General features: G+C 49.6%; 24 protein-coding genes and 4 tRNA genes. 9 read left to right on the plus strand and 19 right to left on the minus strand.

Features of this window, described 5'->3' with window-relative positions; translation table 11 throughout:
* Nucleotides 1–149 precede the first annotated feature (149 nt).
* A complete protein-coding gene (locus ACJJIL_RS03830; protein WP_445355824.1) occupies nucleotides 150–737 on the minus strand; it encodes a hypothetical protein in 588 nt (195 codons plus the stop codon).
* A 257-nt stretch (nucleotides 738–994) separates the two neighbouring features.
* Nucleotides 995–1,327, minus strand: a complete 333-nt coding sequence (locus tag ACJJIL_RS03835; RefSeq protein WP_445361237.1) for a hypothetical protein — start codon at nucleotides 1,325–1,327, stop codon at nucleotides 995–997.
* Between the two features lie 824 nt (nucleotides 1,328–2,151).
* On the opposite strand from ACJJIL_RS03835, the gene ACJJIL_RS03840 reads away from it, so the two are divergent.
* The 3 genes from ACJJIL_RS03840 to ACJJIL_RS03850 all read left to right on the plus strand — a co-directional run bounded on the left by ACJJIL_RS03840 (nucleotide 2,152) and on the right by ACJJIL_RS03850 (nucleotide 4,609).
* Entirely contained in the window at nucleotides 2,152–2,703 is a 552-nt protein-coding gene (locus ACJJIL_RS03840) for a putative adhesin (protein WP_444925747.1), read from the plus strand.
* A 556-nt stretch (nucleotides 2,704–3,259) separates the two neighbouring features.
* Nucleotides 3,260–4,174, plus strand: a complete 915-nt coding sequence (locus ACJJIL_RS03845) for a zinc metalloprotease (protein WP_445355826.1) — start codon at nucleotides 3,260–3,262, stop codon at nucleotides 4,172–4,174.
* Between the two features lie 33 nt (nucleotides 4,175–4,207).
* The gene (locus ACJJIL_RS03850; RefSeq protein WP_445355827.1) at nucleotides 4,208–4,609 is read left to right on the plus strand and encodes a hypothetical protein; all 402 of its coding nucleotides are present in this window, start codon (nucleotides 4,208–4,210) and stop codon (nucleotides 4,607–4,609) included.
* A gap of 78 nt (nucleotides 4,610–4,687) precedes the next feature.
* Here the strand turns inward: ACJJIL_RS03850 and ACJJIL_RS03855 are convergent, their stop codons facing one another.
* The 4 genes from ACJJIL_RS03855 to ACJJIL_RS03870 all read right to left on the minus strand — a co-directional run bounded on the left by ACJJIL_RS03855 (nucleotide 4,688) and on the right by ACJJIL_RS03870 (nucleotide 8,067).
* A complete protein-coding gene (locus tag ACJJIL_RS03855) occupies nucleotides 4,688–5,551 on the minus strand; it encodes a DUF4396 domain-containing protein (RefSeq protein WP_445355828.1) in 864 nt (287 codons plus the stop codon).
* Nucleotides 5,552–5,589: 38 nt separating this feature from the next.
* Complete coding sequence (locus ACJJIL_RS03860) at nucleotides 5,590–6,189, minus strand: class I SAM-dependent methyltransferase (protein WP_445355829.1); 600 nt, start codon at nucleotides 6,187–6,189, stop codon at nucleotides 5,590–5,592.
* A 28-nt stretch (nucleotides 6,190–6,217) separates the two neighbouring features.
* Complete coding sequence (locus ACJJIL_RS03865; RefSeq protein ID WP_445355830.1) at nucleotides 6,218–6,787, minus strand: hypothetical protein; 570 nt, start codon at nucleotides 6,785–6,787, stop codon at nucleotides 6,218–6,220.
* A gap of 266 nt (nucleotides 6,788–7,053) precedes the next feature.
* Entirely contained in the window at nucleotides 7,054–8,067 is a 1,014-nt protein-coding gene (locus ACJJIL_RS03870; protein WP_445355831.1) for a Vgb family protein, read from the minus strand.
* A 409-nt stretch (nucleotides 8,068–8,476) separates the two neighbouring features.
* On the opposite strand from ACJJIL_RS03870, the gene ACJJIL_RS03875 reads away from it, so the two are divergent.
* Both ACJJIL_RS03875 and ACJJIL_RS03880 read left to right on the plus strand, forming a co-directional pair.
* Nucleotides 8,477–9,658, plus strand: a complete 1,182-nt coding sequence (locus tag ACJJIL_RS03875) for an MFS transporter (RefSeq protein ID WP_445355832.1) — start codon at nucleotides 8,477–8,479, stop codon at nucleotides 9,656–9,658.
* 194 nt (nucleotides 9,659–9,852) lie between these two features.
* Nucleotides 9,853–9,924: transfer RNA gene (locus tag ACJJIL_RS03880), tRNA-Cys, on the plus strand.
* 84 nt (nucleotides 9,925–10,008) lie between these two features.
* Here the strand turns inward: ACJJIL_RS03880 and ACJJIL_RS03885 are convergent.
* Nucleotides 10,009–10,569, minus strand: a complete 561-nt coding sequence (locus ACJJIL_RS03885; RefSeq protein WP_444958487.1) for a disulfide bond formation protein B — start codon at nucleotides 10,567–10,569, stop codon at nucleotides 10,009–10,011.
* Nucleotides 10,570–10,579: 10 nt separating this feature from the next.
* The gene (locus ACJJIL_RS03890; RefSeq protein WP_445356305.1) at nucleotides 10,580–10,735 is read right to left on the minus strand and encodes a DUF5993 family protein; all 156 of its coding nucleotides are present in this window, start codon (nucleotides 10,733–10,735) and stop codon (nucleotides 10,580–10,582) included.
* Between the two features lie 427 nt (nucleotides 10,736–11,162).
* Between ACJJIL_RS03890 and ACJJIL_RS03895 the strand changes: the two genes are divergently transcribed.
* Together ACJJIL_RS03895 and ACJJIL_RS03900 are read left to right on the plus strand one after the other, a co-directional pair.
* Nucleotides 11,163–11,870: a SapC family protein gene (locus ACJJIL_RS03895; RefSeq protein WP_444958486.1), complete on the plus strand. Its 708-nt coding sequence runs from the start codon at nucleotides 11,163–11,165 to the stop codon at nucleotides 11,868–11,870.
* A gap of 139 nt (nucleotides 11,871–12,009) precedes the next feature.
* Nucleotides 12,010–13,092, plus strand: coding sequence for a sulfite exporter TauE/SafE family protein (locus tag ACJJIL_RS03900; RefSeq protein WP_444958485.1), 1,083 nt, complete (start codon nucleotides 12,010–12,012; stop codon nucleotides 13,090–13,092).
* Between the two features lie 118 nt (nucleotides 13,093–13,210).
* Here the strand turns inward: ACJJIL_RS03900 and ACJJIL_RS03905 are convergent.
* The 11 genes from ACJJIL_RS03905 to ACJJIL_RS03955 form a co-directional block, all read right to left on the minus strand.
* Nucleotides 13,211–13,285 (minus strand) — tRNA-Gln (locus tag ACJJIL_RS03905).
* 39 nt (nucleotides 13,286–13,324) lie between these two features.
* Nucleotides 13,325–13,401, minus strand: a tRNA-Met gene (locus tag ACJJIL_RS03910).
* A gap of 92 nt (nucleotides 13,402–13,493) precedes the next feature.
* Nucleotides 13,494–14,447, minus strand: a complete 954-nt coding sequence (locus ACJJIL_RS03915) for a DMT family transporter (RefSeq protein ID WP_445355833.1) — start codon at nucleotides 14,445–14,447, stop codon at nucleotides 13,494–13,496.
* Nucleotides 14,448–14,505: 58 nt separating this feature from the next.
* A complete protein-coding gene (gene ychF, locus ACJJIL_RS03920; RefSeq protein WP_445355834.1) occupies nucleotides 14,506–15,597 on the minus strand; it encodes a redox-regulated ATPase YchF in 1,092 nt (363 codons plus the stop codon).
* 205 nt (nucleotides 15,598–15,802) lie between these two features.
* Nucleotides 15,803–16,399, minus strand: a complete 597-nt coding sequence (gene pth / locus ACJJIL_RS03925; RefSeq protein WP_444892988.1) for an aminoacyl-tRNA hydrolase — start codon at nucleotides 16,397–16,399, stop codon at nucleotides 15,803–15,805.
* Nucleotides 16,400–16,404: 5 nt separating this feature from the next.
* Nucleotides 16,405–17,028: a 50S ribosomal protein L25/general stress protein Ctc gene (locus ACJJIL_RS03930; RefSeq protein WP_444958483.1), complete on the minus strand. Its 624-nt coding sequence runs from the start codon at nucleotides 17,026–17,028 to the stop codon at nucleotides 16,405–16,407.
* 189 nt (nucleotides 17,029–17,217) lie between these two features.
* Nucleotides 17,218–18,147, minus strand: coding sequence for a ribose-phosphate pyrophosphokinase (locus tag ACJJIL_RS03935; protein WP_108735320.1), 930 nt, complete (start codon nucleotides 18,145–18,147; stop codon nucleotides 17,218–17,220).
* Between the two features lie 355 nt (nucleotides 18,148–18,502).
* Nucleotides 18,503–18,577, minus strand: a tRNA-Gln gene (locus tag ACJJIL_RS03940).
* Nucleotides 18,578–18,588: 11 nt separating this feature from the next.
* Nucleotides 18,589–19,494: a 4-(cytidine 5'-diphospho)-2-C-methyl-D-erythritol kinase gene (gene ispE, locus ACJJIL_RS03945; protein WP_444933991.1), complete on the minus strand. Its 906-nt coding sequence runs from the start codon at nucleotides 19,492–19,494 to the stop codon at nucleotides 18,589–18,591.
* An 86-nt stretch (nucleotides 19,495–19,580) separates the two neighbouring features.
* Nucleotides 19,581–20,228 carry a lipoprotein insertase outer membrane protein LolB gene (gene lolB / locus ACJJIL_RS03950; RefSeq protein WP_445361238.1) on the minus strand — a complete coding sequence of 216 codons (648 nt, stop codon included), beginning with the start codon at nucleotides 20,226–20,228 and terminating at the stop codon, nucleotides 19,581–19,583.
* Complete coding sequence (locus tag ACJJIL_RS03955) at nucleotides 20,212–22,029, minus strand: tetratricopeptide repeat protein (protein WP_445361239.1); 1,818 nt, start codon at nucleotides 22,027–22,029, stop codon at nucleotides 20,212–20,214. The genes lolB and ACJJIL_RS03955 overlap by 17 nt, the downstream gene beginning before the upstream one ends.
* A 237-nt stretch (nucleotides 22,030–22,266) precedes the next feature.
* On the opposite strand from ACJJIL_RS03955, the gene hemA reads away from it, so the two are divergent.
* Nucleotides 22,267–23,544 carry a glutamyl-tRNA reductase gene (hemA, locus tag ACJJIL_RS03960; RefSeq protein ID WP_282933939.1) on the plus strand — a complete coding sequence of 426 codons (1,278 nt, stop codon included), beginning with the start codon at nucleotides 22,267–22,269 and terminating at the stop codon, nucleotides 23,542–23,544.
* A complete protein-coding gene (gene prfA / locus ACJJIL_RS03965) occupies nucleotides 23,541–24,623 on the plus strand; it encodes a peptide chain release factor 1 (RefSeq protein ID WP_445361240.1) in 1,083 nt (360 codons plus the stop codon). Before hemA ends, prfA begins: the two co-directional genes overlap by 4 nt.
* Nucleotides 24,624–24,635: the final 12 nt, after the last annotated feature.

Consider the following 24,635-nt stretch of genomic DNA (forward strand, 5'->3'; position numbering starts at 1 on the left):
CGCCACCACTTGGTAGCCGGTATATTTGTCTCAAAATAGATGGCAATTTGGCGTTAAAAGATCATTTGGGGAGTCCATAGGGAATCAGGCGAGATGTAGAGTCGGGAGCGATGGAATCTAGGGGCAGCTGATAAGCGGATTTCTGTAATTTAGCAGGGGGTGGGGCTAAGAAAGCGCTGGCAATCGCGCAGCCCGTGTACCCAGTGTTTATTTTGCTGCGCACAGACCTGGCGTACCGCTTCCGCTGAGCCCACCAAGCGTTTAAAGCGGCTTTCAAAATTGCGGTTTAGATAAAGCCAGTGTTTTGGCGAAATACCCAGCCGATTTAAAATAGGTGGGATGTTTTCGGGAATAGCGCCGCGCTTTTTAGGGTGCAGCTGCCGGCCACTCCAGTCTACCAGCTCTAAATAGTTATCCAGCTGAAAAGGCAAGCCTTTAGGCATATCCCGGCGCTCCCCGCCGACCAGCGGCAGTAGGCTTTTGGGCTGCTGGCCTGAGATGGCTGTGTGGATACGTTGCTGGATCGAAGTGTAATCGGATTCTTCTGGGGTTTTAGCGATACCAGCACGGATAGGGTTGAGGTCCACGTAAGCCAGGCAGGCGGCAAGGGCTCTTTCATCCAGCAAGGCCTGAGATTTGAAACGCCCTTCCCAGAAACGACCGGTGCAGTTGTCCTCGGCATTGGCCTGGCGGGCGATGGGCTCGTTCAGGCAGCGCATAAACCAGCTGATATTCATTAGGCGCTCCCGCCATTGGGACAAGAATTCTTTTAGCCTGTTTACTTCAGCGTGACCGAGGGCATCGCCTTGAAGATAGCGCTGGACCAAGCTAGAGGCTTTGAAGAGTTTTTGTCAGCGAGTAATTATCTCTGCGACCACTTATTAGCAGATTCTGTGTCGATGTATAGCACTATATAGTAGTGATTACTCATTACCGCATAGGCAGCAATAACTAGCGCAAACACCTCGGCCAACTTATGCATACGGCTTTGAATTCATTCGCGGCGATGCTCGTAATCATTTCCGAATTCGGTATCTCTGCCACAAATAAATGCACGCCGCACACTGATGGCAACACTTAAAGATAGAAAAATATCAGGAAGGATAAACTCGTAAACTGGATTTGACCTGACGGGGTACCTTTTTAAAAGCTGATAACTGTTAGATCGAGCCTGAACCACTACATTTAATACACATCCTTTAAGCCGATTTAAAGTTTCCGCTGCCTTCAAATAGTGAAGCAGTTTAGTTTTTTCCTGCCAAACAGTTTTGACGCCAGGCTCACCAGCGCTGCTTCGTCCAAGAAAGTCTCCAATGCCTGTCAGCATACGATTTATATCTATCACATTTAGAGGTTAATTTGGCGGGAAAGTTTTATCTTTTTTTATCCATACCATACGCCACTCTTTTTCAGTGTAGACATTCGTCCATAGCTCATCAATTCATTCTTATCAGCTTAAAAGAGTAATCCAGCTGAAAGAGTAGGTCGTCAATATATTTGAGCCTTAATCGCTTGTGAGAGATTTCTCGATAATATATTTGTAAAAAAATAACTCTGTATTTCATATGTTGGTAATCTAGGTTTTTGTGGCTTATTGACCTCTCTTCCTAGAGCAATGATGAGAGGTGGCATGCCTCCCACTTCTTATTTTAATCAAATAAATTTGAAAAAAGAGTTTGCTAGGCGTACTTGACTGTATGATGGTTGTAATGGGCAAGGATATTGTCTTTTATGTGTAATAGAACTTTTTGTCATGCGAAATTGAGTCTCAGTTTCTCTAAGGCAGCATAACCATTTTTTTGTGAGGTTGTTCATCAGGCCTTAAACCCTTTTACTCCTAGTTTGAAATGTGGAAGAAAAATTCCTTAATTGGGATCCTGTGGTTTTTTGGGGTTTTGTATGACGTTTGTTTCTCAGCTCATAGTTTTTTCACTTGTCATGATTACGGTTTTGCTTGAATGAGAGTGTGGTAATGAAGATTGGATTTCAGTCGCTTACATAGATTTTATTTTCGTTGATCTAGTTTTGTTTATCTGTAACCATTAAAAACAGTTGGGTTTTGTTTGAAAAGAATAATCTTAAATTTGTGACCGCATTTTGCTGGTGTAGTCAAAAAATAGATTCTCCAACCTTTGATCGATAAGGAATGTAATGAAAACTGTTCAGTTTGGAAAAGTAATAATTCATAAAAAGGAACAAGCCAGTGGTAATGAGGCGATCCTTTACGCACATGGTTCATTTGATAACGGCTCTTTTGGTAAGGCTGAATTGCCAGAGGGTTTGGCTCTATACTTCTACTCATTTCATGGTTCGGCATCTTCTGATCATGCAGTCAGGAGTTTGACAAAAACAGGTAAGCCTGCCAATGAGGAAAATAGTAAAGAAAAATTTGGAACTTTTGAGTTCCTAAATATGGGGTCAGGAAAAGTCCACTCTATAGCTGGTGGTGGTGCGAGCGTTTATAATTATAATCTCTCATATAATGAAAAAAGCCCTGGTCATCTGGATAATATCAAAAAGGCTTGGCAGAGTGGCCTTCATGATCATGATTTGATTTTGGTTGAAGATGGGGCTCATATTCATTTGGATGATGTTCTAAAAGTCATTACTGAAAATAAGTTAGGTTATAACAAGCTTCACTTTACTGCCTGCCGCTCGCCGAGTAGCGGGAATGATCTTAGCTCTCAAGAGCAGTGGGGCTAATTGAGAGTAGAGTGTTCACTCTAGTTTAAAAATTCCAGAATTTATAAAGGCCGCTTACCTCCATGATCACAGGAGGTAAGTGGCCTTTGTTATTTGTGATTGGCCTTTTGAATTAGATGCTCTAATGATTGGAATATCTTTTTATTATTAACCCCAGTTGGTGCGAGCTATTTTTGTGATGATGTATCATAAAAAATATAACTGTCCGCTTTGTTGAAATAAAATTCGGTATTTTTTATTGGAATTTTACCTGTCAGTAATTTCAGGTTCCTCAATTTTTTGTTCGCATTTTTAAGTGAGTTGCACCTTGGTTTTTCCGTGAAAAAATTTCACATGTAACTAATTTTATAGAGAAATGTATCTGTATTTTGTTTTTTTGAGTTTTTATTTTTTTTAGATTTGCTTTTTTCTTGTTGAACGTTACGCCTTATTAAAGAGTTTGATGTCATTATCATCAATTTAAGAATTGGTGCTATTGACAAAAGTTTATGGAAGCGTGGAAAGTTGGCGGGCTCTTATGGGAGTGTAAATAAATAATAAAATTAAGGCTTAGGTTATGAGAAAGACTGTTTCCAATATCTCGATAAAAACTGCTTTATCATTGTGCGTGCTTGCGTCATCAACTATAGGTTTTGCTCAAAGTGTTTCTTCGGTTGAGGCTGCCAACAATAGCGTTGGGCTAAAGCGCTGCGGTACAGACCACCCATCAGTTCAGGAAGCTGCATTAAAAGAGCAGCATTTTTCTACTCTGCGTGGTATATCAAGTGATAGAAGTGTGGCACACACATTGCGGCCCGCAGGTTCTGTAGAAGTTGATGTTTACTTTCATGTAATTACTGACTCAGCTAATAATGGAGCACTTTCTAATAGTGAGATTAATACGCAAATGGATGTGTTGAATGATGCTTACGCAAATACTCCATTTACTTTTAATTTAGTTTCAACCACTGTTACAGCAAATAATTCTTGGTATAACGTTGGTTACAATTCTTCGGCTGAACAGTCAATGAAATCTTCCTTACGAGTTGGCGATGCCGGGGATTTGAATATCTATGTAGCTGAAATTAGTGATGGCCTACTTGGGTGGGCTACATTCCCAAGTAGTTACTCCTCTGATCCACTTGATGACGGCGTAGTAATTTTAACTGGTTCTGTACCTGGAGGTGATGCTGCGCCCTACAATGAGGGGGATACCTTAACTCACGAGGTTGGCCACTGGTTGGGTCTTTATCATACGTTCCAAGGTGGATGTTTCGGCCGGGGAGACTACGTCTCAGATACTCCTGCGGAGAGATCGGCTGCTTATGGCTGCCCTGTTGGTCGGGATACCTGTACCAGGGGAAGAAATGCTGAAGGGGAAGATCCGGTAACTAACTTTATGGATTATACTGACGATAGCTGTATGTACGAGTTCACTGAAGGTCAGGCCACTCGCGCGGATGAACAAAGCGCGACTTATCGTGGTCTTTAACAGTTAAGGGGGGCTTGCCCCCCTTCTTCAATTATGAATAAAGAACATTATTTATTTTTAGTGCTGAGCTTACTAATTTTTGCTAGTTCGGATCTATTGGCTCAAAGGTTAGCTGTTCCAGAGTACGTGACCTGTGATCGAAACCAATTAACTTCATGGCAGGGGGAGATTACAAAACTTGTGCGGGTGAAAGATGGAGTTAAGCTTTGGGTTGCTACTGACCATGGAACAAATGAGGTTCTAAACCTGACTATGCCAAATTGGAAGGAGGTTCTCGGGCAGTTCCGCATCCATGGCCGTAATTTTCATTCCAGCGATTGGGAGAAACTCATTGATACTAAGGGGAAGCTTAAGGTGGGAATGAAAGCGATTGTTTGGTTATGTAATACTGAAGGTATAAGCCCGGTAATCAATTGGCAGCCACCCTCAGAGTGAAATCTTACTACAGGCGGAGAAAGAAAATTTTTGAATCTTATGCTTAAGCGATTATTTTGAGTGCATAAGGTTATTAGATCAAAAGTATATTGGTGTGATTTTATCCGTGACATAAATTGCAAGAAAAAGAACTATAAACGTGCCCGTTATCCATATACTTGATTCCATTATAGATAGAGAATGCATTTCCATTTTATGTGTTTCTGCTTGTGAGGTACCATAGGTGTGCGATGCTGAATTTGGGGCGCATTCATGAGAGCAATGACCAAGATTGGGCGCGGTTCCATCTTTTCCCGGAAGAGTCATACATCCGTGTTTTAAATGATTTTTTACCAGCCAATAGTTAATAGGGTAAGCAATGATACCTCCAACAATGGTTGCCAAGCTCATACGAAACCAAAAGGTAGCATTTGATGGGGCTTCAGAGTTTGGCCATATGGAAGTCAGTATCACCATAGCGGGTATCATGCCAGCCATAACCATGTTCATCGATACAGTTTCAGCAAAGAAAGTTTTGCCCACTGCTTTTAAGTAGTTTCCCTGATACATACTTCGCATCATCAATGCCTGAAAAATAAACAAACCACAAATAAAGCCAGCCAAGTACTCAATTATGGAGTCCCATCCATTGGTGAGGCCCAGTGTAGGTACAATAGATGCTGCGATAAGGATTCCAGTTGCATCACCTGCAAGACAATGCATTTCGCTATTTACACTTTGCTTCCATGTGGTCCTAGTGAATTGATCGTGGCCGCCAGGAAAGGGGCGGCGACAGGTGAGTAGGTAGAAGATTAAGCCGATGACACCGGTATAAAGAATCACTAATATCCAAGCCAGGCGCTGAACCCAGCTGGTTGGCGCATTAGTGATTGAGTCCCAAATAACAAAAACTACGCTGAGACCGGTAAGAATAAACCAAACAAGCATTGCTCCGTTTAACATATAGGCTACCCATGATAGAGGGAACGGGGTCTAAATAATTATATCTTCTGAGCAATCAAATAGGCGTGTAATTCTGGTGGTTGGTCGTACTCCAGATGTCTACAAATACAACCAGATGAAATAAGGAGTTGTATAAATTTATTTGTGCCTAAGGTGGAGTAATATAATTCCTGTCCCATCGCATTATTCTTATGATAGTCCTCTTTATCTGTTCCACCAAAGGAGAATATTAGAACGCCTTCCTTGTTTAAGTAAGACGCTAGCTTCCTTATAGTTTCCTCTTGTTTTTCAATTGGTATATGCCAGATGCTATCCCACGCGCTTATAAAGTCATATTTTTTTGTGCCTTTCCATTCACATATATCCTCTAGATAGAAGTTGACATTAGGGTGTTTATCCCTGGCGATCTCTATCATTCTCTTAGAAACATCAATTCCCTCGGGAGCAAATCCTTCAGTTTGCAGAAGCTCGATATGCCTTCCTGTGCAGCCACACCCTACATCTAGTGCCGAGCCTCTATTTTTTACAAAGCCAAGTGCCCGCTTATACTGGCTAATACCGTTGTTTCTGTTGAACTCTTTACGTTCCCATAGATCTGTGATGGTATCGTATGCTATCCCGGTCTGTTTCGGTTCCATAATTGTAAATTCTGTTTATAAATTTTATTTAATGATCGCTGCACGCTTTTTGTTTTGTAGAGTCGCTAGAGTTTGATTTATTTGAGGCGAATGCTTCAATACCTATAATTACAACGGTTGCCATGAGTATCCATACGAGCCACTTCATGCCATTTTGAGCTAGTGTAACTTTTAGTGGGTTGCCAATAAGGTAATCCATCAATGGTTGCCTCACTAGGGCGCCGTGAGTGGCTGTTAGTAGAGCTGAAAAAATTAGAATTCTAAATGGAAGTCTGTACTTGAATAGTTTGTCTTGTATCAGGATATATAGAATTATTGCAGCGACGCCATATTCGATTGATGTCAATAGAGCTATATATTTTATATTCCATGAGGGCTGTATGCTGACCCCTTGCATTTGTTGACTTATCCATTCTGGAAGCCATTCTGCAGAGGCGAGGTGGATAACGAAGCTGCTTGATGATGCGATGATAGCGATTATCAAAAGTGGTATCACTCTGTCTATTTTTTTATGCATTTTTATACCTAAATTAATTGTTATATCGTTTTTTTGCATTAAAGCGTTATCGAATTTAAAATCAAGGTCGTTTAATTGCACTGTTAACGGTCTTTGGAGCCTCAAGATTATAATGAGTTCCTGGTTTTTTAAGAGGAGAGCAAAAACCTCAGTTTGTAGTTTGTAGTTGGTGGGTAGGGTTATGCAACGTTTGACATATTTACCTTTGTAGATATTTTAGGTGTTGGTACCAAGTATAATTTATTAGTTGTTGTTGCACTTGGCGCAGATCTACTGCTTTGAGTGAGTTTGGTTATTGATTTTGTGGGCGTCAAGCTGGTAGTACGCTTTTCGATCTATATATGCGTCTATTTTGGTATCCCCTGGTCAATAAATCCAGAATCAACACCAAACCAAAAGCTTCCATCCATATTGTTAAAATACATATATCTTATATTTCCACCACTTGGAACTGGGGTCTTGCTTGTGAATTTCTCTTTTTCTGTGTTAAAGGCAAAAATGATATTTGGAATCTCTCCAGTATCAGCGACCCAAAGTTGGTTATTGTTGTCCAGTGCTGTTCCGTAGGGGCGAGGATTCTTACTGGGTAGCTTCCACTCTTTAAACTCCTTGGTCGTCGGGGTATAGCGCCCCAAATAGCCTTCTGGATAATCTACATACCAAACATTGCCGGTAGGGTCGATTTCCAGTCTGCGAGGGCGAGCATTTGGGCGTGGCAGGTTAACCTCACTTATGGCCATGGTTTTTGCGTCTACTCGCGCTAACTTGTTGGTGCCAAATAGAGCTACCCAGGGGTTTCCCTGAGCATCAATCTTAATACCATAGGGGCGGGCATTAGCGGTTGTTGGGGTGGCACTTAGAACCTTGCCACTCTGTATATTTAACAGTCCTATGCGGTTACTTTGCTGGGCTGTGAACCAGATATTTCCCTCTCGATTGAAGATTAACGTATGTGGGTCTTTGATACCTTCTGGCATTGGATATTGTTTAATTTGTCCATTATTGGTGTCTAATCGCCCAATATGCGCATTGCGATTACCTGCATACCAAACAATATCGTTTGAATCCACAATCAGGTTATGAGGGTGAGTACCTTCAGGTATTTCATACTGCTTAAACTCTTCAGAGGTCGGTGTAAACTTTCCGATGTAGTTACCCGCTTGCCCACAGAACCAGACATTACCTTTACTGTCTACATGCGGGTCTCTGGGGAGTCCCTCCCAGGGCACCTTCCATTCGTTTAATTTAAGTTTGTCAGGTAAGTTATCTTCTTGAGCAGCGGCATTCGCCAGTAGGAGAGGGAGTGTGGTAAGTAGTATGACTAAGTTGAGATGATAAATTCGCCAGGAATGAATACGCATTTTTCTCTCCAAGAGTTATCTATGATTGGTAATCAGTCATGCTGTGGTGTAAGGCGCCTAGAGATATAGCAGTTAAAGCATAGGTGAATTTAGGTTGGAGTTGTCTGATTCTAGTCATTATATGTAGTGAGCTAAGCTTCCTCATCTCATTAAAAATACATGATTAGCGGGAATTTATACATAATTAGATGGCTTGCTACTTTTCCAATTGGTACGTCTTGTTCACCGTTTTTTCGGGCAGTTGAGCAAGTTGTTGGTCGGTGTTACCACTATTTAATGGCTTAATTAGTATTTAATTTTATGAGCTGCAATATTCTCGATGAAAACTCATTCTTCAGTACTATTTTTATAATTTTACAGTTGGATATTGAGGGCGTATATTGCGGGCCTTAGCTATAGGAGGTCATTTATGCTACAACGTCTTCGCCGGCCTGAAATTCTTTTGCTTATTCTGGCAGCTTCGATGCCGCTCTCATTTGCTGTTTGGAATACGTTACTTAATAACTTTGTTATTGAAAAGGCAGCATTTACCGGTGCAGATATTGGTTTGTTGCAAAGTGTGCGTGAGATACCTGGCTTTTTGGCCTTCCTAGTGGTCTTTGTATTACTTTTTGTCAGGGAGCAGAGACTGGCGATAATCTCCTTGGTAGCAACTGGCCTTGGGGTGATGCTAACGGGGCTGTATCCTTCATTGACCGGGTTGTTACTCACTACACTTTTAATGTCTACGGGATTTCATTTTTATGAGACCTTGCAGACTTCCCTGGCACTCCAGTGGTTCCCCAAACAAACAGCAGCAGTTTGGATGGGGCGTATGGCTGCCGCAGGTTCCTTTGCCGCGCTTCTGGCTTATGGTTTGGTGTGGGGTTTAATGAACTTCGCAGGTTTGGATTATTCATGGGTTTATCTAATTGGTGGTGGCGCGACCATTGTCATTGCTTTAGGTGCCTGGGTCCTTTTCCCTCAGTTTGCTCAGCCCCACAGCCAGCATAAGAAGCTTATTCTGCGAAAACGCTATTGGCTCTATTATGCGCTCACGATGATGAGTGGGGCTCGCAGGCAGATCTTTATAGTATTCGCTGGTTTTTTGATGGTGGAGAAATTTGGATACAGTGTGGGGGAGGTTGCTGCTCTCTATACGGTAAATCACTTACTTAATTTGTATATCGCACCGAAGATCGGACAGTTTATCGTTCGGTTTGGCGAGCGCCGTATCCTAACTTTGGAATATATTGGTCTGATACTGGTATTTGCGGGTTATGCGCTGGTAGAAAGTGCTGCGCTGGCAGCGGTATTATATATTGTTGACCATTTATTCTTTTCTATGGCAATTGCGATTAAAACCTACTTCCAGAAGATAGTCGACGAGCGGGATATCGCGGCTTCGGCCGGAGTCAGCTTTACTATTAATCATATTGCCGCAGTAGTTATCCCTGTAGTATTTGGCTTGCTGTGGCTTGTCTCTCCGCCAATGGTATTCTTTGCCGGGTCTTTAATGGCCTTAATTTCTCTTGGGTTGGCACAGCTGGTTCCAGAGCAGCCGTTGCCCGGTAATGAGGTTAGGGTTGGGCAGTATTCTGAGGCTACCTAGAAAGAGTTGATGGAGTTTTTGTTCCATTATCCTTGGCGGCAACTTAAACAAGACTGTTTACTATGAAATACGCGCAAGAACTTCTTTCTATATGTTGCTGCCAGGCAACCTGCGTGCTTCTGTAAATTTATTCGGAAGCGTTTTTGCTTCCGTAGAGTCAAAGAACCCGGAGCGGAAGCGCCGGGTTTTTTTATGGCCAGGTGGCAGAGAGGAAATGCGACGGTCTGCAACACCGTTTTTCACCGGTTCGAATCCGGTCCTGGCCTCTATTTATTCTGTTGATCTATGGATATATGCTTTGCAAGCTGTCTTTTGTATAGCTATCCCCCTTTTCTTTTCTCAGCTTGCTTTTAAATTCCGTCGATAGCGCCAAAGAGCCAATAGTTGTCTGGATTATCCGGGCAAACAGTAGGTCCACACTCTGCGAAGGTTATAAATATATTAAGTGTGGTAATTGAAAATGCAGCCACTATGGCCGTTTTTCCGAGAGCTCTCTGATCTCGAAAGCTAATAAATATGGGGTTCCCATATTGCTTATTAAATGCACTGACAATCGCGATGCCAATAATTGTCATGTAGAAGATAATCAGAGCCCAGGTGTAATAGTGATACCCCATTAATGGATTGCCATAACCTGGCGTTCCGGGAATAACATGTAGGCTGACTTGGCGCAGCGCGGTAGCGGCGCCAAATAGCGCTGACAGTGTAGCCAGGCTGTAGTGTAGAGGGCGGTTGCCATAGAGTACATTTAGCATCAGGCCAAATAAGACTCCTGTGAGCCCAATTCGTTGAAGTAAACAGAGAGGGCAGGGCAATTCTCCATTCACTAATTGAAAGTACTCTGCGGCGACGAGTACGGCACATACGGCGAGTATGCCCAGTGCATTAAGCTCTCGAAATGTATGGCCCATTCACCCTCCTCTACAAGGCTAAGTTGAGATTGTCGCCGGTGTGATAGCCCAGCCAGGCGATGCTTGATATCAAGGAAAAAATGAATGTTACGGTTGCTAGGGTGTGGTAATTCTTCACGGCTAGAGCCATTGCAAGGAGATGGAAGAGAAATAGTAGGCTCATCATAATGAGGCGCCCCTCGGTTTTTGCATCGAACTCACTCCAACCACTTTCAATCGTATAAAAAAGCACCACTTGTTACGATAGCTGTAGAGGTGGGGGGAGGGGTGATACAGGTAATGCGCTACCTGTCAGGGTTGGCTAGCTAATACTCGATTCGTTGAGTTTGAAGGTTGCCGGGTCACTTTAAGGGGGGAGTAGTGAATTTAATTGGTGCGATAGTCTTGAATAGTATTAACCTAATCAAATAAATTTGTCTTTAGGTTAATGTTGGTGGACTTTGTTTGCCAGTTGGGCTTCTTCCCTGTTTAATGCTGGCTTTGGTTTCCGGCGACTGTCGGAAAGCACTTGTCATCGTAGATGCGTAGAAGAGTGGTACGTTAGGGTATCTCTGAAAATTTAGTAACTATAAAAGTAGCTAGGAGTTGTACTTATGGCACAGATCAAAGCTTTGGATAAAAAGGCACATGCCAACCTGAAACTCACCCAAGACATTACTTTTGACCATGTAAGCAGTAATCATGTTCTGCCGCTGGTGGTTCAGGAAATCGTACAGGCAGCTCAGAGCTACCCGATCCTGTTCGTTAAAGACCAGAATACTGACCAGTTTAAAGTTGTGGCGCTTACCGGTCTGCGCCCCGGTGAGAACCTGTTCTCCGGTGCTGATGGCTGGAATGGTAGCTACATTCCTGTGCAAGTGCGCACTTACCCGTTCGTTTTGGTGAAGAACCCAGACAACGCGGATCAGGCTGTTCTGTGCATCGACGAAGACTCCAAGATGCTGAGCGACTCTGAAGGTGAAGCGCTGTTCGATGGGGAAGGCGAGCAAACTGACTTCCTGAAGAATCGCGCCCAGGCGGTGGTTGAGACTGCACAGCGTGTTGCTGTGACCGACTCTTTTATTGAGTTCCTGGTTTCCAAGGACCTGCTGACCCAGAAGAAACTGACTCTCCGTGTTAGCGAAGATGACAAGCCTTACGATTTGACAGGTTTCTTTGTTATCGATGAAGAGAAGCTTAACAAGTTGTCTGATGAAGACTTCCTGGAGCTGCGTAAGCGTGGAGCCCTGCCGGCAATCTACGCCTCTATGATGTCTTCTATGCAGGTTCAAAACCTGATTCGCAAGAAGCGCTTGAACTAATTGCGCTTTGCCCGGCAGCTGCGGCTGCCGGGCAACCCTCCTAACCGGAATAGGCGAACTCGCCAAATCTTGTCTTGATCCCATCTTACACTCGTACCACTATTGTCTCCCTCTGACGCTTTAGCTCACAAATAATAAGATGAAAAACGTGGCGCGATTCTCTCTTCGCTATTGGTTCGCTTGGTTGGTTCTGTTTTACGGTGTTTGGTTGTTCCTGATTTTACAGGGCGAGAACCTGGCCCTGGCACTCGAGCATTGGTCCATGGCCCTGGCGATGGCGCTGGGTAGCTATGCCGCTGGTTCTACGCCGATGGGAGGCGGGACAGTTGGGTTTCCCGTGCTGGTGCTGTTTTTTGATATGCCGGCAAGCCTGGGGCGCGACTTTAGTTTTGCAGTTCAATCGATAGGTATGGTCAGTGCCAGCTTGTTTATTCTCTGCCGGCGCCAGCAGCTGGCCTGGTCGATGTTGCGGGGGGCGCTGCTGGGCTCTCTTCTGGCGACTCCCGCCGGTATCCTGCTGTTTGCCCCTCTGATACCTGAACTCTGGGTGAAACTCTCCTTTGCCGTCCTCTGGGGCAGTTTTGGCATTTTTCATTTGTATCGCCTCAGCGAAATTACTGATTGTGAGCACGCGGGAGACCCCCAGTGCCCGACAGATTTTCGTGTCGGCTTGCTATTGGGTGCTTTTGCCGGCTTTTGCGTGGTGGCAGTTACCGGTGTGGGTGTAGACATGCTGGTGTATGCGGCTCTTGTGCTGTTGAGCAGGGTAGATCTTAAGGTGGCGATCCCTACATCTGTGGTGATCATGGCATTTTGTTCGGTACTCGGGGTAATAGTGAAGTCGCTGGCGGGAGATTGGCAGCCTGGCGTGTTTGGGAATTGGCTGGCAGCAGCACCGGTAGTGGCCCTTGGGGCGCCTCTGGGCGTTTTTGTGGTTAGCTTGCTGGGACGCAAGCCGACCCTGTTGATTGTGGCCTTCCTGTGCGTTGTGCAGCTTGTGTGGACTTGCATGTCCGAGAGTGAGGCTATGAAGGGATATGGCGGTCCGCTAGTGCTGCTGGCATTGCTGTGCTGCCTGGCGGGCTTCGAGTGGCTGCGGGCCCTGGGTTTGCGCAGGGAGCAAGTGCGAACGCCTGTAGCAACTTCAGGTACTGCTGGCCTGGAGCCCGATAGCGCCGAAGTGACAGTTATGGAAGCTAATGGTGTGGTGCTGCCGGAGTAGTTGATTTTTGGATTGCGTTCGCGGACGAGTTCTGGCGAGCTATTCGCAGAATCAGATAAAAAACGGTTGCGTTTTTGGTTGCTGCCCAGATTTGGGCCTGCTAGATAATTTAGGAAGATGGCTGGGGCGGAAGGATTCGAACCTTCGCATGACGGGATCAAAACCCGCTGCCTTACCGCTTGGCTACGCCCCAGTTTCAAGTTTCACAAAGAATAGTCTCTGTGATTTGAAATGGTAGCAAGGGGGAGACTCGAACTCCCGACCTCAGCATTATGAGTGCTGCGCTCTAACCGGCTGAGCTACCTTGCCATTTCTTTTGTTGTCTCGGCTGTCCCGAGGGCGCGCATTATTAAACGATGGGCCGGGGGTGTCAACATTTTTTTTGTATTCTTTTCAGATAGTTAGCGATTTTTTTCATCTGATGCTCGGGACTGCTCAGAACGGCGCCTGGAACTGATTGCGGCGAGGGCGGAACCGAGTACTACGGCGCCGGCGCCGGCCCAGCTGATCCAGTTGAGCGGCTCAACTGCAATATAGTCGGGCCAGATAGAGCTGATCAGCGTACTGAACAGAAGGGTGATGACTGGCACTAATGACAGGGTTGCGCTGACACTGGATGCCTCCCAGTGCGCTAGTGACTTGCTAAAAGCCCCATAGGCGATCAGCGTATTGGCGGTGAGAAATGCCAAAAGTACCCACTCGAGCCAGCCCAGGTGGGAAACCTTCATTGGCTCCGCCATGGGCAGGAAGAACAGGGTTCCTGCGATATAAATCACTACCAGTAAATCCTGGGGTGTTGCGCGGCTCAATATTTTTTTCTGGAAAAAGCCGTAAATCGCCCAGGTGACAGCGGCGATCAGGATATAGCCGAGCCCCAGCAGGTATTCGCCGCCGGCGCCACTGGTCAGCTCTTCCAGGCGCTGGTTAAAAAATAGCAGTAGCCCAATTACTACCAGTACTACGCCGCTCCACTGACGCGGCGAGAAGCGCTCGCCCAGCCAAAGTACGCTGGATATCAGCAGAAGCAGGGGAGCCAGCTGGATTACAACCTGGGCGGCGCCAGGGGTGATGTAATTGAGCCCGCTGGCGTAGGCAAGGTAGTTCACCAGGAGGCCGGCAACGGCGAGGATGGTGAAAAGCAGCAAGCCGCGACTGAAGAGTGGGCTGAGCTGCAACTTGCGCGCCTGCCCGTAATAGACGCCCGCCAACAACGCTGCACCGGCAAAGCGATACCAGGTAGCGGTACCGGGACTGATGTATTCGAGAAGCCCTTTAAGGGCGATGGGCAGGGTTGCCCACATAAATACGGTAATCAGTGCCAGGGGCAGGCCGACTTTCCAGTTTGATTGAGCCATGGAATTTACACTGGTAGGCGCGCCTCCCCGGGGTGGGGAGGCAAAAAAGGAGAGGCGGTTAGACGTTAAAGCGGAAGTGGATTACGTCGCCGTCGGCGACAATGTAGTCCTTGCCTTCCAGGCGCCATTTGCCGGCGTCTTTTGCTCCGGCCTCACCATTGTTGTCGATGTAATCGCTGTAGCCAATCACTTCAGCGCGGATAAAACCCTTTTCAAAATCAGTGTGGATTTTACCGGCGGCGTTGGGAGCGGTAGCGCCCAGTGGAATGGTCCAGGCGCGAACTTCCTTTACGCCAGCGGTGAAGTAGGTGTGCAGGCCCAGCAGTTGGTAGCCGGCGCGAATCACGCGGTTCAGCCCGGGCTCTTCCATACCCAGCTCTTCCAGGAACTCCTGCTTTTCTTCGTCGTCCAGCTCGGCAATTTCCGCTTCGAGTTTGTTGCAGATAGGTACCAGTACCGCGTTCTCTTCAGCGGCGATGGCTGCCACAGCATCCAGGTGCGGATTGTTCTCGAAGCCATCTTCGTCCACGTTGGCGATATACATGGTGGGCTTGATAGTGAGCAGGCTCAATTCGCGCAGGTCCGCCAGTTCGTCTTCTGAAAGCTCGAAAGAGCGCAGCGGCTTGGCTTCATCCAGGTGGGGCTGGATTTTTTCCAGCAACGCTTTCATCTTGATCGCGTGCTTGTCCTGCCCCTTGGCGGCGCGGGTAAAGCGCTGCAGGGCCTTTTCCACAGTGTCCAGGTCGGCCAGGGCTAACTCGGTATTGATTACCTCGATATCCGCTACAGGGTGTACCTGGTTTGCGACGTGGATAACGTTATCGTCTTCGAAGCAGCGCACAACGTGGGCGATAGCGTCGGTCTCGCGGATATTGGCAAGGAACTTGTTACCCAGACCTTCCCCCTTGGAGGCGCCCGCAACCAGACCGGCGATATCGGTAAATTCCATGGTGGTGGGAATTACCTTTTCCGGTTTGACGATCTCAGCCAGCTTGTCGATGCGGGGATCTGGTACCGGCACGACCCCAGCATTGGGTTCGATGGTGCAGAAGGGGAAGTTTTCCGCATCGATACCCGCTTTGGTCAATGCATTGAATAGGGTGGATTTGCCCACATTAGGTAGGCCGACAATACCGCAAGTAAAACCCATGGTGATATTTTTCCGTTTGCCCGAGGCGCATACAGCGCGCTCTGCTAATTGCGTTTGAGGTCCGGTAGTGGTTGCGCTGGCGGGATTTTGGATGGGCGGGATGTCTCGGCCACCTCAGGGTCCGGGCCAGCCGGGAAAATACCGGCAATTTAGCGCAGCACACTATCGAGATTTCCGCGGCAAAAGGCAAGCCGGCGGGTGGGATCTATTTGTTGGTGTGCAGCGTTTTCATGGCTGCGCCCCAGTCGCCGGAAGCGGCGGTGGGTAGAACGTCGATCGAGCGATCGATCGCATCAGCCAGTGTTTCCTGTTCCGCCCTGGGGGCTCGCTGGAGTACAAACCGGGCCACTTCGCTCGAGCTGCCGGGGTGGCCAATACCGAGTCGCAGGCGCATAAAGTTTCGGTTGTTGCCCAGTGCGGCAATGATATCCCGCAGGCCGTTGTGTCCACCGTGACCGCCGCCGGCTTTCAGGCGCGCGATACCGGGGGCCAGGTCCAGCTCATCGTGAGCGACCAGAATGGCTTCCGGGGGAATCTTGAAGAAGTTCGCCAGTGGGCCGACAGATTGGCCACTGCGATTCATATAGGTGGTGGGAATCAGCAGCCGGATATCCTGGCTGCCGACCCGCACACGGCCAGTAAGGCCGTGATACTTGCTGTCGAGGCTGAGCTGGGTGCCTTGTTGGCGGGCCAGCTCGACAACAAAGTCGGCACCGGCGTTGTGTCGCGTCCGATCGTATTCCGGTCCGGGGTTTCCCAGGCCGACAATCAACTGGATCGGAGTATCCGGTGCCGCAGCCAAGGCGATTACTCTTCGCCTTCGCCAGCTTCTTCAGCTTCAGCTTCCACAGCGCCGCGAGGCTTGTGGATGGAAGCTACAACCAGGTTGTGGTCTTCGCCGTGGCTCAGTGCCACAGACTCAACACCTTCCGGCAGTTTCAGGTCGGAGATGTGCAGTACGCCGTCCATTTCAAGGTCGGCCAGGTCCACTTCGATGAACTCAGGCAGCTTGCCGGCAGGAGCGTTAACTTCCAGCTCGGTCAGGGTGTGGGAAACGATACCGCCAGCCTTAACACCTTTGCTGCTCTCTTCGTTCAGGAAGTGCAGAGGTACTTTAACGTGTACTTTGGTGTTGGCAGATACGCGCTGGAAGTCGATGTGCAGCAGCAGGGCTTTAGCCGGGTGACGCTGCAGGTCGCGCAGGATAACTTTCTCTTCTTTGCCGTCTACGTCAACAGTCAGCATGGAGGAGAAGAAAGCTTCGTTTTCCAGAGCTTTGGTCAGGTCTTTGTGCAGCACGGAGATAGAAGCAGGCTCTGCTTCACCGCCGTAGATGATGCCGGGTACACGGCCTTCCAGGCGACGCAGGCGGCGGCTCGCACCTTTCCCTTCATCGCTGCGGGCAATGGCGTTCAATTTAATATCAGACATGGGATAAACCTCGGGTTGTCTGTCCAGAGTGACCTGCGACCGGACCGCTCTGGCATGGATGTTAAATGGGCACTGGGCCCAAAAGTAATCGCCCGGCAGTGCCGGGCGGGCGCGTATTCTACGGGAATCAGCGCTAAAGGCAAAGTGCCCCGGCATGCGGGGCGCAGGGATACCTTGATCGGCAAGTTCCTAGCGGAACATTGCGGACAGGGATTCCTCATTGCTGATACGGCGCATGGACTCGGCCAGCATTGCAGACAGGGTCAGCTGGCGAATTTTTGGTGCCTTCTCCATTTTGTCACCCAGGGGGATGGAGTCGGTAACCACCAGCTCATCCAGAACGGAGTTGTTCAGGTTGGTGATGGCGTTGCCGGACAGTACCGGGTGGGTACAGTAGGCGACAACTTTCTCGGCGCCGTGCTCTTTTAGTGCGTTGGCGGCGTTACACAGGGTGCCGGCCGTGTCGACCATGTCGTCTACCAGCAGGCAGGTGCGGCCGCTGACTTCACCGATAATGTTCATGACTTCAGCAACATTGGCGGCTGGGCGGCGCTTGTCGATAATGGCCAGGTCGCAGTCGAGGCTCTTGGCCACGGCGCGGGCGCGCACAACACCGCCGATATCCGGGGATACCACCACCAGGTTCTGGTACTTTTGGCGCTCGATATCGTCGAGCAGGACAGAGGAGCCGTAAACGTTATCCACAGGAACGTCGAAGAAGCCCTGGATCTGTTCCGCGTGCAGGTCGACGGTTAATACGCGGTCGATACCTACGCTTACCATCATATCGGCAACCACTTTTGCGGAAATCGGCACGCGCTGGGATCTTACGCGGCGATCCTGGCGGGCGTAGCCAAAGTAGGGGACTACAGCGGTAACGCGGCCGGCGGAGGCGCGGCGCAGGGCGTCTACCAGCAGGATCAGTTCCATCAGGTTGCGGTTGGTGGGTTGGCAGGTGGATTGCACCACGAAAACGTCGCGGCCGCGTACGTTATCGGTAATTTCTACTGCAATCTCGCCGTCGGAGAAGCGCTTGACCGTGGCTTCACCCAGGGGGATCGCCATATGGTCGACAACCTTCTGTGCCAGTTCCGGGTTTGCGTTGCCGGTAAAGACCATTAAGTCAGCCACTGCGAGTTCCTTTAATTCTGTCTTGAAGTGAATTGAAGTGTAGATGCCTGCATATTTGCTAGCAGTCAGGGTTTTTGCTGCAACACTTTTGTGTTGAGCGGCGCACTGTTGCGCGGATAAAAACAGGGTTTTGGCCACAGTTTTTTTCCTTGCTCAACGGGTTGCTCTGGGTGCGTGCTCGCACAACCATCGGGCGATTGCATTCAAGCCTGCCTTCAGGATTCTTTAAAAATTGGGGAGTGGCTCTGTAAAGCCCTGTGCGAATGGCCTGGGCCGGCTGGATCAGCGTAGACTGAATCATGTCGGAACCGGTTTTTGACTGTGCCATTGCATATAAAGAAAGTGGCTGGGGCGGAAGGATTCGAACCTTCGCATGACGGGATCAAAACCCGCTGCCTTACCGCTTGGCTACGCCCCAGTAATGTTTCCTCAAAAATCTGAGGAGATTTTCGCTAGCGCTTGATGTGTCGGTGAAACCAATACACCCGCTGCTGTAAAACCCTGCCACGCTTCAGGCAGTTTGGCGTGTGCCTCAATGGCTGCCTCTGCCGTAGGGAATGCAGCAAAAATGCAGCCCCCGGTGCCGGTGAGTTGTGCTGGAGCAAATTGCTCGAGCCATTCTCTGGCATCGCGTATTTCAGGGTAGAGCTTTTCAACTAATGGCTGGCAGTCATTGCCGGAAAATGTTTCCAGTTTTTCGCTGCCGAGTCGCATCTCGTTGGCCTGCTCCTCGCGAAGGGCCGCTAATGTAATTGCGACTGAATCTCTTGTCAAACGTGAATCGCGAAAAATTTTTGCAGTGCTCACTTCGCAACCAGTTGAGACAACCAGGTAGTGGCGTTGCTCGGTGGTTATTGGGGTTAATTTTTCACCAACCCCTTCCGCCCAAGCGGTGCGCCCGCGCACAAAAACTGGAACATCCGCGCCTAATTGTCGTCCCAGCTCTGCCAGTTTATCGATCGATAAATTGCACTGCCATAAGTGGTTGAGCCCGAGCAAAGTGGTGGCGGCATCGCTACTGCCTCCACCGATGCCGCCGCCGTGAGGCAACTTCTTTATCAACCGAATAGAGGCGCCGAGAGAATTTTGTCGGTCCGGCTCAGCTTGTTTGCGCAGCAATTGGGCTGCGCGATAAACCAGGTTGTCTTCTTCAGCTACATCCAGCTGGCCGGCATCGACACTGACAATGCCATCGCTGCGCTCACTGAATTCCAATAAGTCGCCGAAATCGAGAAGTTGGAACAGGGTTTGTAACTCGTGATAGCCATCCGGGCGACGGCCGAGAATGCGCAGAATCAGGTTGAGTTTTGCTGGGGCGGGCAGGGTTAGCAGCATGAGGCAAAAAGGGGGCAATCAATTACAGGATCGCCATAATACCTGCATGCTGCGATTTGGGCATTGGCAGAGTTATGTAAAACTCTCTACAAACCCCAGTCTTTAATCACCAGGGTGACGGATACCGGGCCAGTAGGACTGTTGGTTTGTGCTTTGATCCGGGTTGGCAGCATAAATGGACCTTCGCTGCGATATTCACTAAAACTCAAAGCCCAGCCGGATTGTTGCAGGCTTTGCAGCTGGCCCTGGGCGTTGCGCTGCTCGCCACTTTTGGCGCCGGGCGCGGGAAGACCGCGCACCCAGTAGAACATCTCCCGGGCGGGCAGGGGCCAGCCCAGTGCTTCCTGGGTTAGCTGTGCCGGGTTGCGCGCATAAATTGGCGGCTCGCTACCGCGCACCAAACTGACTCCACCGGCTGAGCCGGTGATGACGGTAGTGCCCGCTCCGAGCGGACCGCTGAGATGCAGGCGAAAATTCTCTGCACCGCCCTGAAGCCAGGCCAGGTTAGCGCTGCCGTTTTCTTTGGGGGAGCGAACACCCAGCTTGCCCTTGAGATTCCACTGGGTAAATTCAGCTACTGTTTGCGGTGCCGGATTTTGATTTTCAGTGGGGGAACCTGGCTCCGGTTCTTGTTTGGTTTTTTGTCCGGCACAGGCGGAAATCATTATTGCCAGACATGCCAGCAATAACAGATAGAATCTTCGCGCGGTTGTCTTGTCAGCTATCTGATGCATGTTGTTCCAGTGACTCTTCGATTTGTAGGCGCTTCATGGCAGCCGGAATAATTTTGCTGTGGGGATTCAGCAGAAGACCTTTTCTCCACATTTTCATGGCGGCTTCTCTGTTTCCCTGAACCCAGAGTACTTCACCGAGGTGTGCGGCAATTTCGTGGTCGGGCAACTTTTCCATCGCCTGCCGCAGATACTTTTCCGCAGCTTCGTGATTGCCGAGACGGTACTCTATCCACCCCATGCTGTCGATTATTGCCGGGTCCTCAGGCTCGAGTTCCAAAGCGCGGCTGATCAACTGGTAGGCTTCTGCGTGCCGGGATTTATCTTCAATCAGTTTATAGCCGAGTGCGTTGAGAACTGTGGCGTTATCGGGATTTCTTTCCAGCAGGTCTCTCAAGTCCTTTTCGAATTGTTGTGCGTTGCCGAGTTGGTCATGCAACAGCGCGCGGGTGTACATCAAGCGACCGCTGGTGCTGTTGGTTTGTAATGCCTCGTCTACTCGCTGTAAAGCCATACTGGCTTCACCACTTTTGCGAAGTAATTCGACCTCCATTAGGTAAAAATGTTCTTCCTGAGTGGGGTGTTTTTTTCTCAGTTCAGCAAACCATTCCCGGTTAGTGCTGTGCTGTCCCAGGCTCGCCAGCAATTCCGTACCGCGAGTAATGGCTTCTACGTAATCACTGCCGGGCCCCACTTCGCGGAAATATTTAATTGCATGGGAAAAATCCCCGGATTTTTCTGCAATGCTGCCCAGGTAAAAATAAGCAGCGGATTCGTGCTGCTGTAATTCAAGTAGTTGGGTAAAGAGGACTTTGGCCTCGTCAGTTTGCTCGGTCTCGTACTGAATTAGGGCCAACGACAAAATCAGGTTGCCATCTTCAGGGCGCTGCTTAACCAGTTCGGCAAACTGCTTGCGTGCCAGGGCTAGGTCCTCCCGAATCAACAGGCGGGCGTATTGAAGGCGCAAGCGACTCTCGGAGGGATGGATGCCTACGAGTCGTTCGAGTAGGGAAATGGCTTCCTTGCGCTTGCCCTGATCAACCAACAGGTGACTTTCCAGCAGTGGTGCATCCAGTTGGTCTGGATGGTGCTCTTGGACGCGGCGCACCAGGGACAGGGCGCGGGCGAATTCTCTTTCGGTGCGCAGTACCATGGCATAGGCGAGCACGACCTCGTCATCGAGGGGGTAGACTTTTGCCAGCCGGGCAAACTCCCGCTTGGCTTGTTCCGTGAGTTGCTCGTGCCCGATTGCGGTTGCCGCGAGAGATTGCATGGGCGGATTGCCGCCGAGTTCCAGGGTTTTACTGGCGTGAATCAGGGCAGTGTGTAAGTCGCCGGACAAAGTCAGCTCGGCTGTGAGGGCCAGCTGTGCATCGGCGTTTTGTGGCTCAAGCTCTACCCATAGCCGGGCCGAATCCAAGGCGGCCTGGCGGGCATTTAAAAAGCGGGCAATGCGTGTAGCGCGGGCGGCGACCCCGGGATCTTTGGTGACCTCCGCCTGGTGGTAGTAATTGGCCAGTGCGACATCGTACTGTTCGCGGATACCGGCGACTTCGGCCACCAGAAGGGTGTAGAAGGTATCAATTGGGAAGGTTTTAGCTTCCGGCTCTTCTGACTCAGTGGTTTCCCTACCCTTAAGGTTGCTCGGCTCCAGTGCTGTGCTCGCGATTTCTGTAGAGGGGGCCGCCGGCGTCTGGTGTTGGGTGCAAGAAACAAGCATTACGGATGCTACAAGGAAAGCGGCAAACTTGGGCACGTGGCTGGAAATTCGGGCCGGAAGCTGATTTGTGCGAGGTGGGAGCATAGATCGTGTCCATACGTTACGTTGTCGCTGAAAGCGGGGTATTACTGGCGTGTTTTAAACGATTATCGCCATATAATTCTAGTCGTGAATCGGGTTTGGAACGGTAGTGGGCAGGGGCTCTTGCCAAATCGGCGGGCAATTTTACTGCCTCTTACGCTTGCAAGGGAGACGGCTGCCTATGAAAATGCGCTCCCAGTGCGGTTTCCGCCTTTTAAGATTTAATGCTAACGGAAGTCTATGCCAATTCTTACCCTGGGTATCAACCACGATAGCGCGTCGGTCGAAGTGCGCGAGCGGGTGGCCTTTGCCCCCGAGGTGATGCCCGGCGCACTGGGAGATGCGCGAAAAGCACTGGGGTGCCGCGAGCTGGCCATCCTGTCTACCTGCAATCGCACCGAAATATACGGAAATGTGGAGTCAGAAGCCCTGTTGCAATGGCTGTCTGAATACCACCAGGTGCCCCTGGAGCAGCTCAAGGGCTGTGCCTATGTGTACAGCGATGAAGAAGCGGTACGCCATATGATGCGCGTTGCCTGTGGTCTCGATTCCCTGGTGTTGGGTGAGCCGCAGATCCTCGGCCAGATCAAGTCCGCCTATGCGGTGGCGCGGGAATCCGGCAGTGTGGGCAGTGAACTACACCGGGTTTTCCAGCGGGTGTTTACCGTCGCCAAGAAGGTTCGCACCGAAACTGCAATCGGTGAAAACCCGGTTTCTGTTGCCTACGCTGCTGTTTCTCTGGCTTCGCGTATCTTCACCGACCTGAAAAAGCAGACTGCCCTGTTGATCGGTGCGGGAGAGACTGTGGAGCTGGTTGCCCGCCATTTGCTCGATCAGGGAATCAAGCAGGTCATTGTTGCCAACCGCACATTGAGCCGGGCCCAGTTGCTCGCGGAGAGCTTTGGTGCCGAGGCAATCCTGCTTGCGGATATCCCCGAGCATCTGGCGCGTGCGGATATCGTTATCAGTTCCACCGCGAGCCAGCTGCCGATCCTGGGTAAGGGAGCGGTCGAATCGGCGCTGCGCAAGCGTCGGCACAGCCCCATGTTTATGGTGGATATTGCGGTACCCCGTGATATCGAATCGGAAGTTGGCGAGCTGGATGATGTTTATCTGTATACGGTGGACGATCTGCGCGGGGTTATTGATGAGGGCAAGCGCTCCCGTGAGAAAGCGGCGGAGGCAGCTCAGGAAATCGTAAATGCTGCAGCGGCTGAATTTACCAAAGAGAGCCGCTCTTTGGAAGCTGTGGATAGTATTCGCAGTTACCGGCAGCGAGCCCAGGAAGTGAGCACTTCCGAACTTGAGCGGGTACTTTTGCAGCTGGAAAAAGGCGAGGACCCTCGTCGACTGATGGAGCAGCTCGCTCGCTCTCTCACCAATAAATTAATTCATGCACCCACCGTCAGTCTGAAAAAAGCCACGGCGGAGGGTGATATTGAGCGTTTGCGTATCGCTCGCGAGGTCGTTGGGTTGGATGATCTCACCGATATCGATTTAGAGAAAAAGCATCAATGAAAGAATCGTTACTGAATAAACTGGAAACCCTGCTTGAGCGCCACGAGGAAGTATCTGCGCTGTTGGGCGACGCCGACGTAATTGCTGATCAGGATCAATTCCGCGATCTTTCCCGCGAGTATTCTGAGCTGGAAGAAGTGGTTAAATGCTACGGCGCTTACAAACAGTTGCAGGAAGATATGGTCGCGGCTCGGGAGATGCTGGGGGAAGATGACCCGGAAATGCGCGAAATGGCTCAGGAAGAGCTGCGCGAGGCTGAAGGTCAAGTGGAGCCGCTGGAGCGAGAGCTACAGACTTTGCTGTTGCCACGCGATCCTAACGACAGAAAAAATGTTTTCCTGGAAGTTCGCGCAGGAACCGGTGGTGATGAAGCGGCTATTTTCTCCGGCGATCTGTTTCGCATGTACTCTCGCTATGCGGAGAAGCAGGGATGGCGAATAGAAATTGTCAGCGAAAATCTCGGTGAGCACGGCGGCTACAAGGAAATTATCACTCGCGTCGCCGGTGAAGATGTCTACGCAAAATTAAAATTTGAGTCCGGCGCGCACCGGGTACAAAGGGTTCCTGAAACAGAATCCCAGGGTCGTATTCACACCTCGGCTTGTACGGTAGCTGTGATGCCGGAGCCGGATGAGCGCGATGCGATTGAAATTAATAAAGCGGATTTGCGTGTGGATACCTACCGTGCATCCGGTGCCGGTGGTCAGCACGTTAACAAAACCGATTCCGCTGTGCGCTTAACCCATATTCCCACGGGGATTGTGGTGGAGTGTCAGGACGAGCGCTCCCAGCACAAAAACAAAGCCAAGGCGATGGCACTGTTGCAAGCGAAGCTCAATACTGCGCAGGAAACGGCGGCGGCCCAGGAAATTTCCGATGCCCGCCGCAGCCTGGTGGGCAGCGGTGATCGCTCTGAGCGAATCCGTACCTACAACTATCCCCAAGGTCGGGTTACCGATCACCGTATCGGCCTTACCCTCTACAAACTCGATGAGATTATGCAGGGGGCTCTGGGGGAGGTGATCGGGCCATTGCGCACGGAATACCAGGCCGACCAGTTGGCGGCCCTGGCCCAATAAATCCAGATTTTT

Source organism: Microbulbifer maximicatervae (SeqCode) (assembly GCF_052468095.1).

Excerpts from the sequence above, each read along its gene's own strand:
- ACJJIL_RS03900 (WP_444958485.1), top strand. The coding sequence starts at position 12,010 with ATGAAAAACGTGGCGCGATTCTCTCTTCGCTATTGGTTCGCTTGGTTG.
- ACJJIL_RS03850 (WP_445355827.1), top strand. The coding sequence starts at position 4,208 with ATGAATAAAGAACATTATTTATTTTTAGTGCTGAGCTTACTAATTTTT.
- ispE (WP_444933991.1), bottom strand. The coding sequence starts at position 19,494 with ATGCTGCTAACCCTGCCCGCCCCAGCAAAACTCAACCTGATTCTGCGC.
- lolB (WP_445361238.1), bottom strand. The coding sequence starts at position 20,228 with ATGCATCAGATAGCTGACAAGACAACCGCGCGAAGATTCTATCTGTTA.
- ACJJIL_RS03930 (WP_444958483.1), bottom strand. The coding sequence starts at position 17,028 with ATGTCTGATATTAAATTGAACGCCATTGCCCGCAGCGATGAAGGGAAA.
- ACJJIL_RS03935 (WP_108735320.1), bottom strand. The coding sequence starts at position 18,147 with ATGGTCTTTACCGGCAACGCAAACCCGGAACTGGCACAGAAGGTTGTC.
- ACJJIL_RS03835 (WP_445361237.1), bottom strand. The coding sequence starts at position 1,327 with ATGCTGACAGGCATTGGAGACTTTCTTGGACGAAGCAGCGCTGGTGAG.
- ACJJIL_RS03845 (WP_445355826.1), top strand. The coding sequence starts at position 3,260 with ATGAGAAAGACTGTTTCCAATATCTCGATAAAAACTGCTTTATCATTG.
- ACJJIL_RS03915 (WP_445355833.1), bottom strand. The coding sequence starts at position 14,447 with ATGGCTCAATCAAACTGGAAAGTCGGCCTGCCCCTGGCACTGATTACC.
- ychF (WP_445355834.1), bottom strand. The coding sequence starts at position 15,597 with ATGGGTTTTACTTGCGGTATTGTCGGCCTACCTAATGTGGGCAAATCC.
- prfA (WP_445361240.1), top strand. The coding sequence starts at position 23,541 with ATGAAAGAATCGTTACTGAATAAACTGGAAACCCTGCTTGAGCGCCAC.
- ACJJIL_RS03895 (WP_444958486.1), top strand. The coding sequence starts at position 11,163 with ATGGCACAGATCAAAGCTTTGGATAAAAAGGCACATGCCAACCTGAAA.
- ACJJIL_RS03840 (WP_444925747.1), top strand. The coding sequence starts at position 2,152 with ATGAAAACTGTTCAGTTTGGAAAAGTAATAATTCATAAAAAGGAACAA.
- ACJJIL_RS03955 (WP_445361239.1), bottom strand. The coding sequence starts at position 22,029 with ATGCTCCCACCTCGCACAAATCAGCTTCCGGCCCGAATTTCCAGCCAC.
- ACJJIL_RS03860 (WP_445355829.1), bottom strand. The coding sequence starts at position 6,189 with ATGGAACCGAAACAGACCGGGATAGCATACGATACCATCACAGATCTA.
- ACJJIL_RS03830 (WP_445355824.1), bottom strand. The coding sequence starts at position 737 with ATGAATATCAGCTGGTTTATGCGCTGCCTGAACGAGCCCATCGCCCGC.
- ACJJIL_RS03890 (WP_445356305.1), bottom strand. The coding sequence starts at position 10,735 with ATGATGAGCCTACTATTTCTCTTCCATCTCCTTGCAATGGCTCTAGCC.
- ACJJIL_RS03885 (WP_444958487.1), bottom strand. The coding sequence starts at position 10,569 with ATGGGCCATACATTTCGAGAGCTTAATGCACTGGGCATACTCGCCGTA.
- ACJJIL_RS03875 (WP_445355832.1), top strand. The coding sequence starts at position 8,477 with ATGCTACAACGTCTTCGCCGGCCTGAAATTCTTTTGCTTATTCTGGCA.
- ACJJIL_RS03855 (WP_445355828.1), bottom strand. The coding sequence starts at position 5,551 with ATGTTAAACGGAGCAATGCTTGTTTGGTTTATTCTTACCGGTCTCAGC.
- hemA (WP_282933939.1), top strand. The coding sequence starts at position 22,267 with ATGCCAATTCTTACCCTGGGTATCAACCACGATAGCGCGTCGGTCGAA.
- ACJJIL_RS03870 (WP_445355831.1), bottom strand. The coding sequence starts at position 8,067 with ATGCGTATTCATTCCTGGCGAATTTATCATCTCAACTTAGTCATACTA.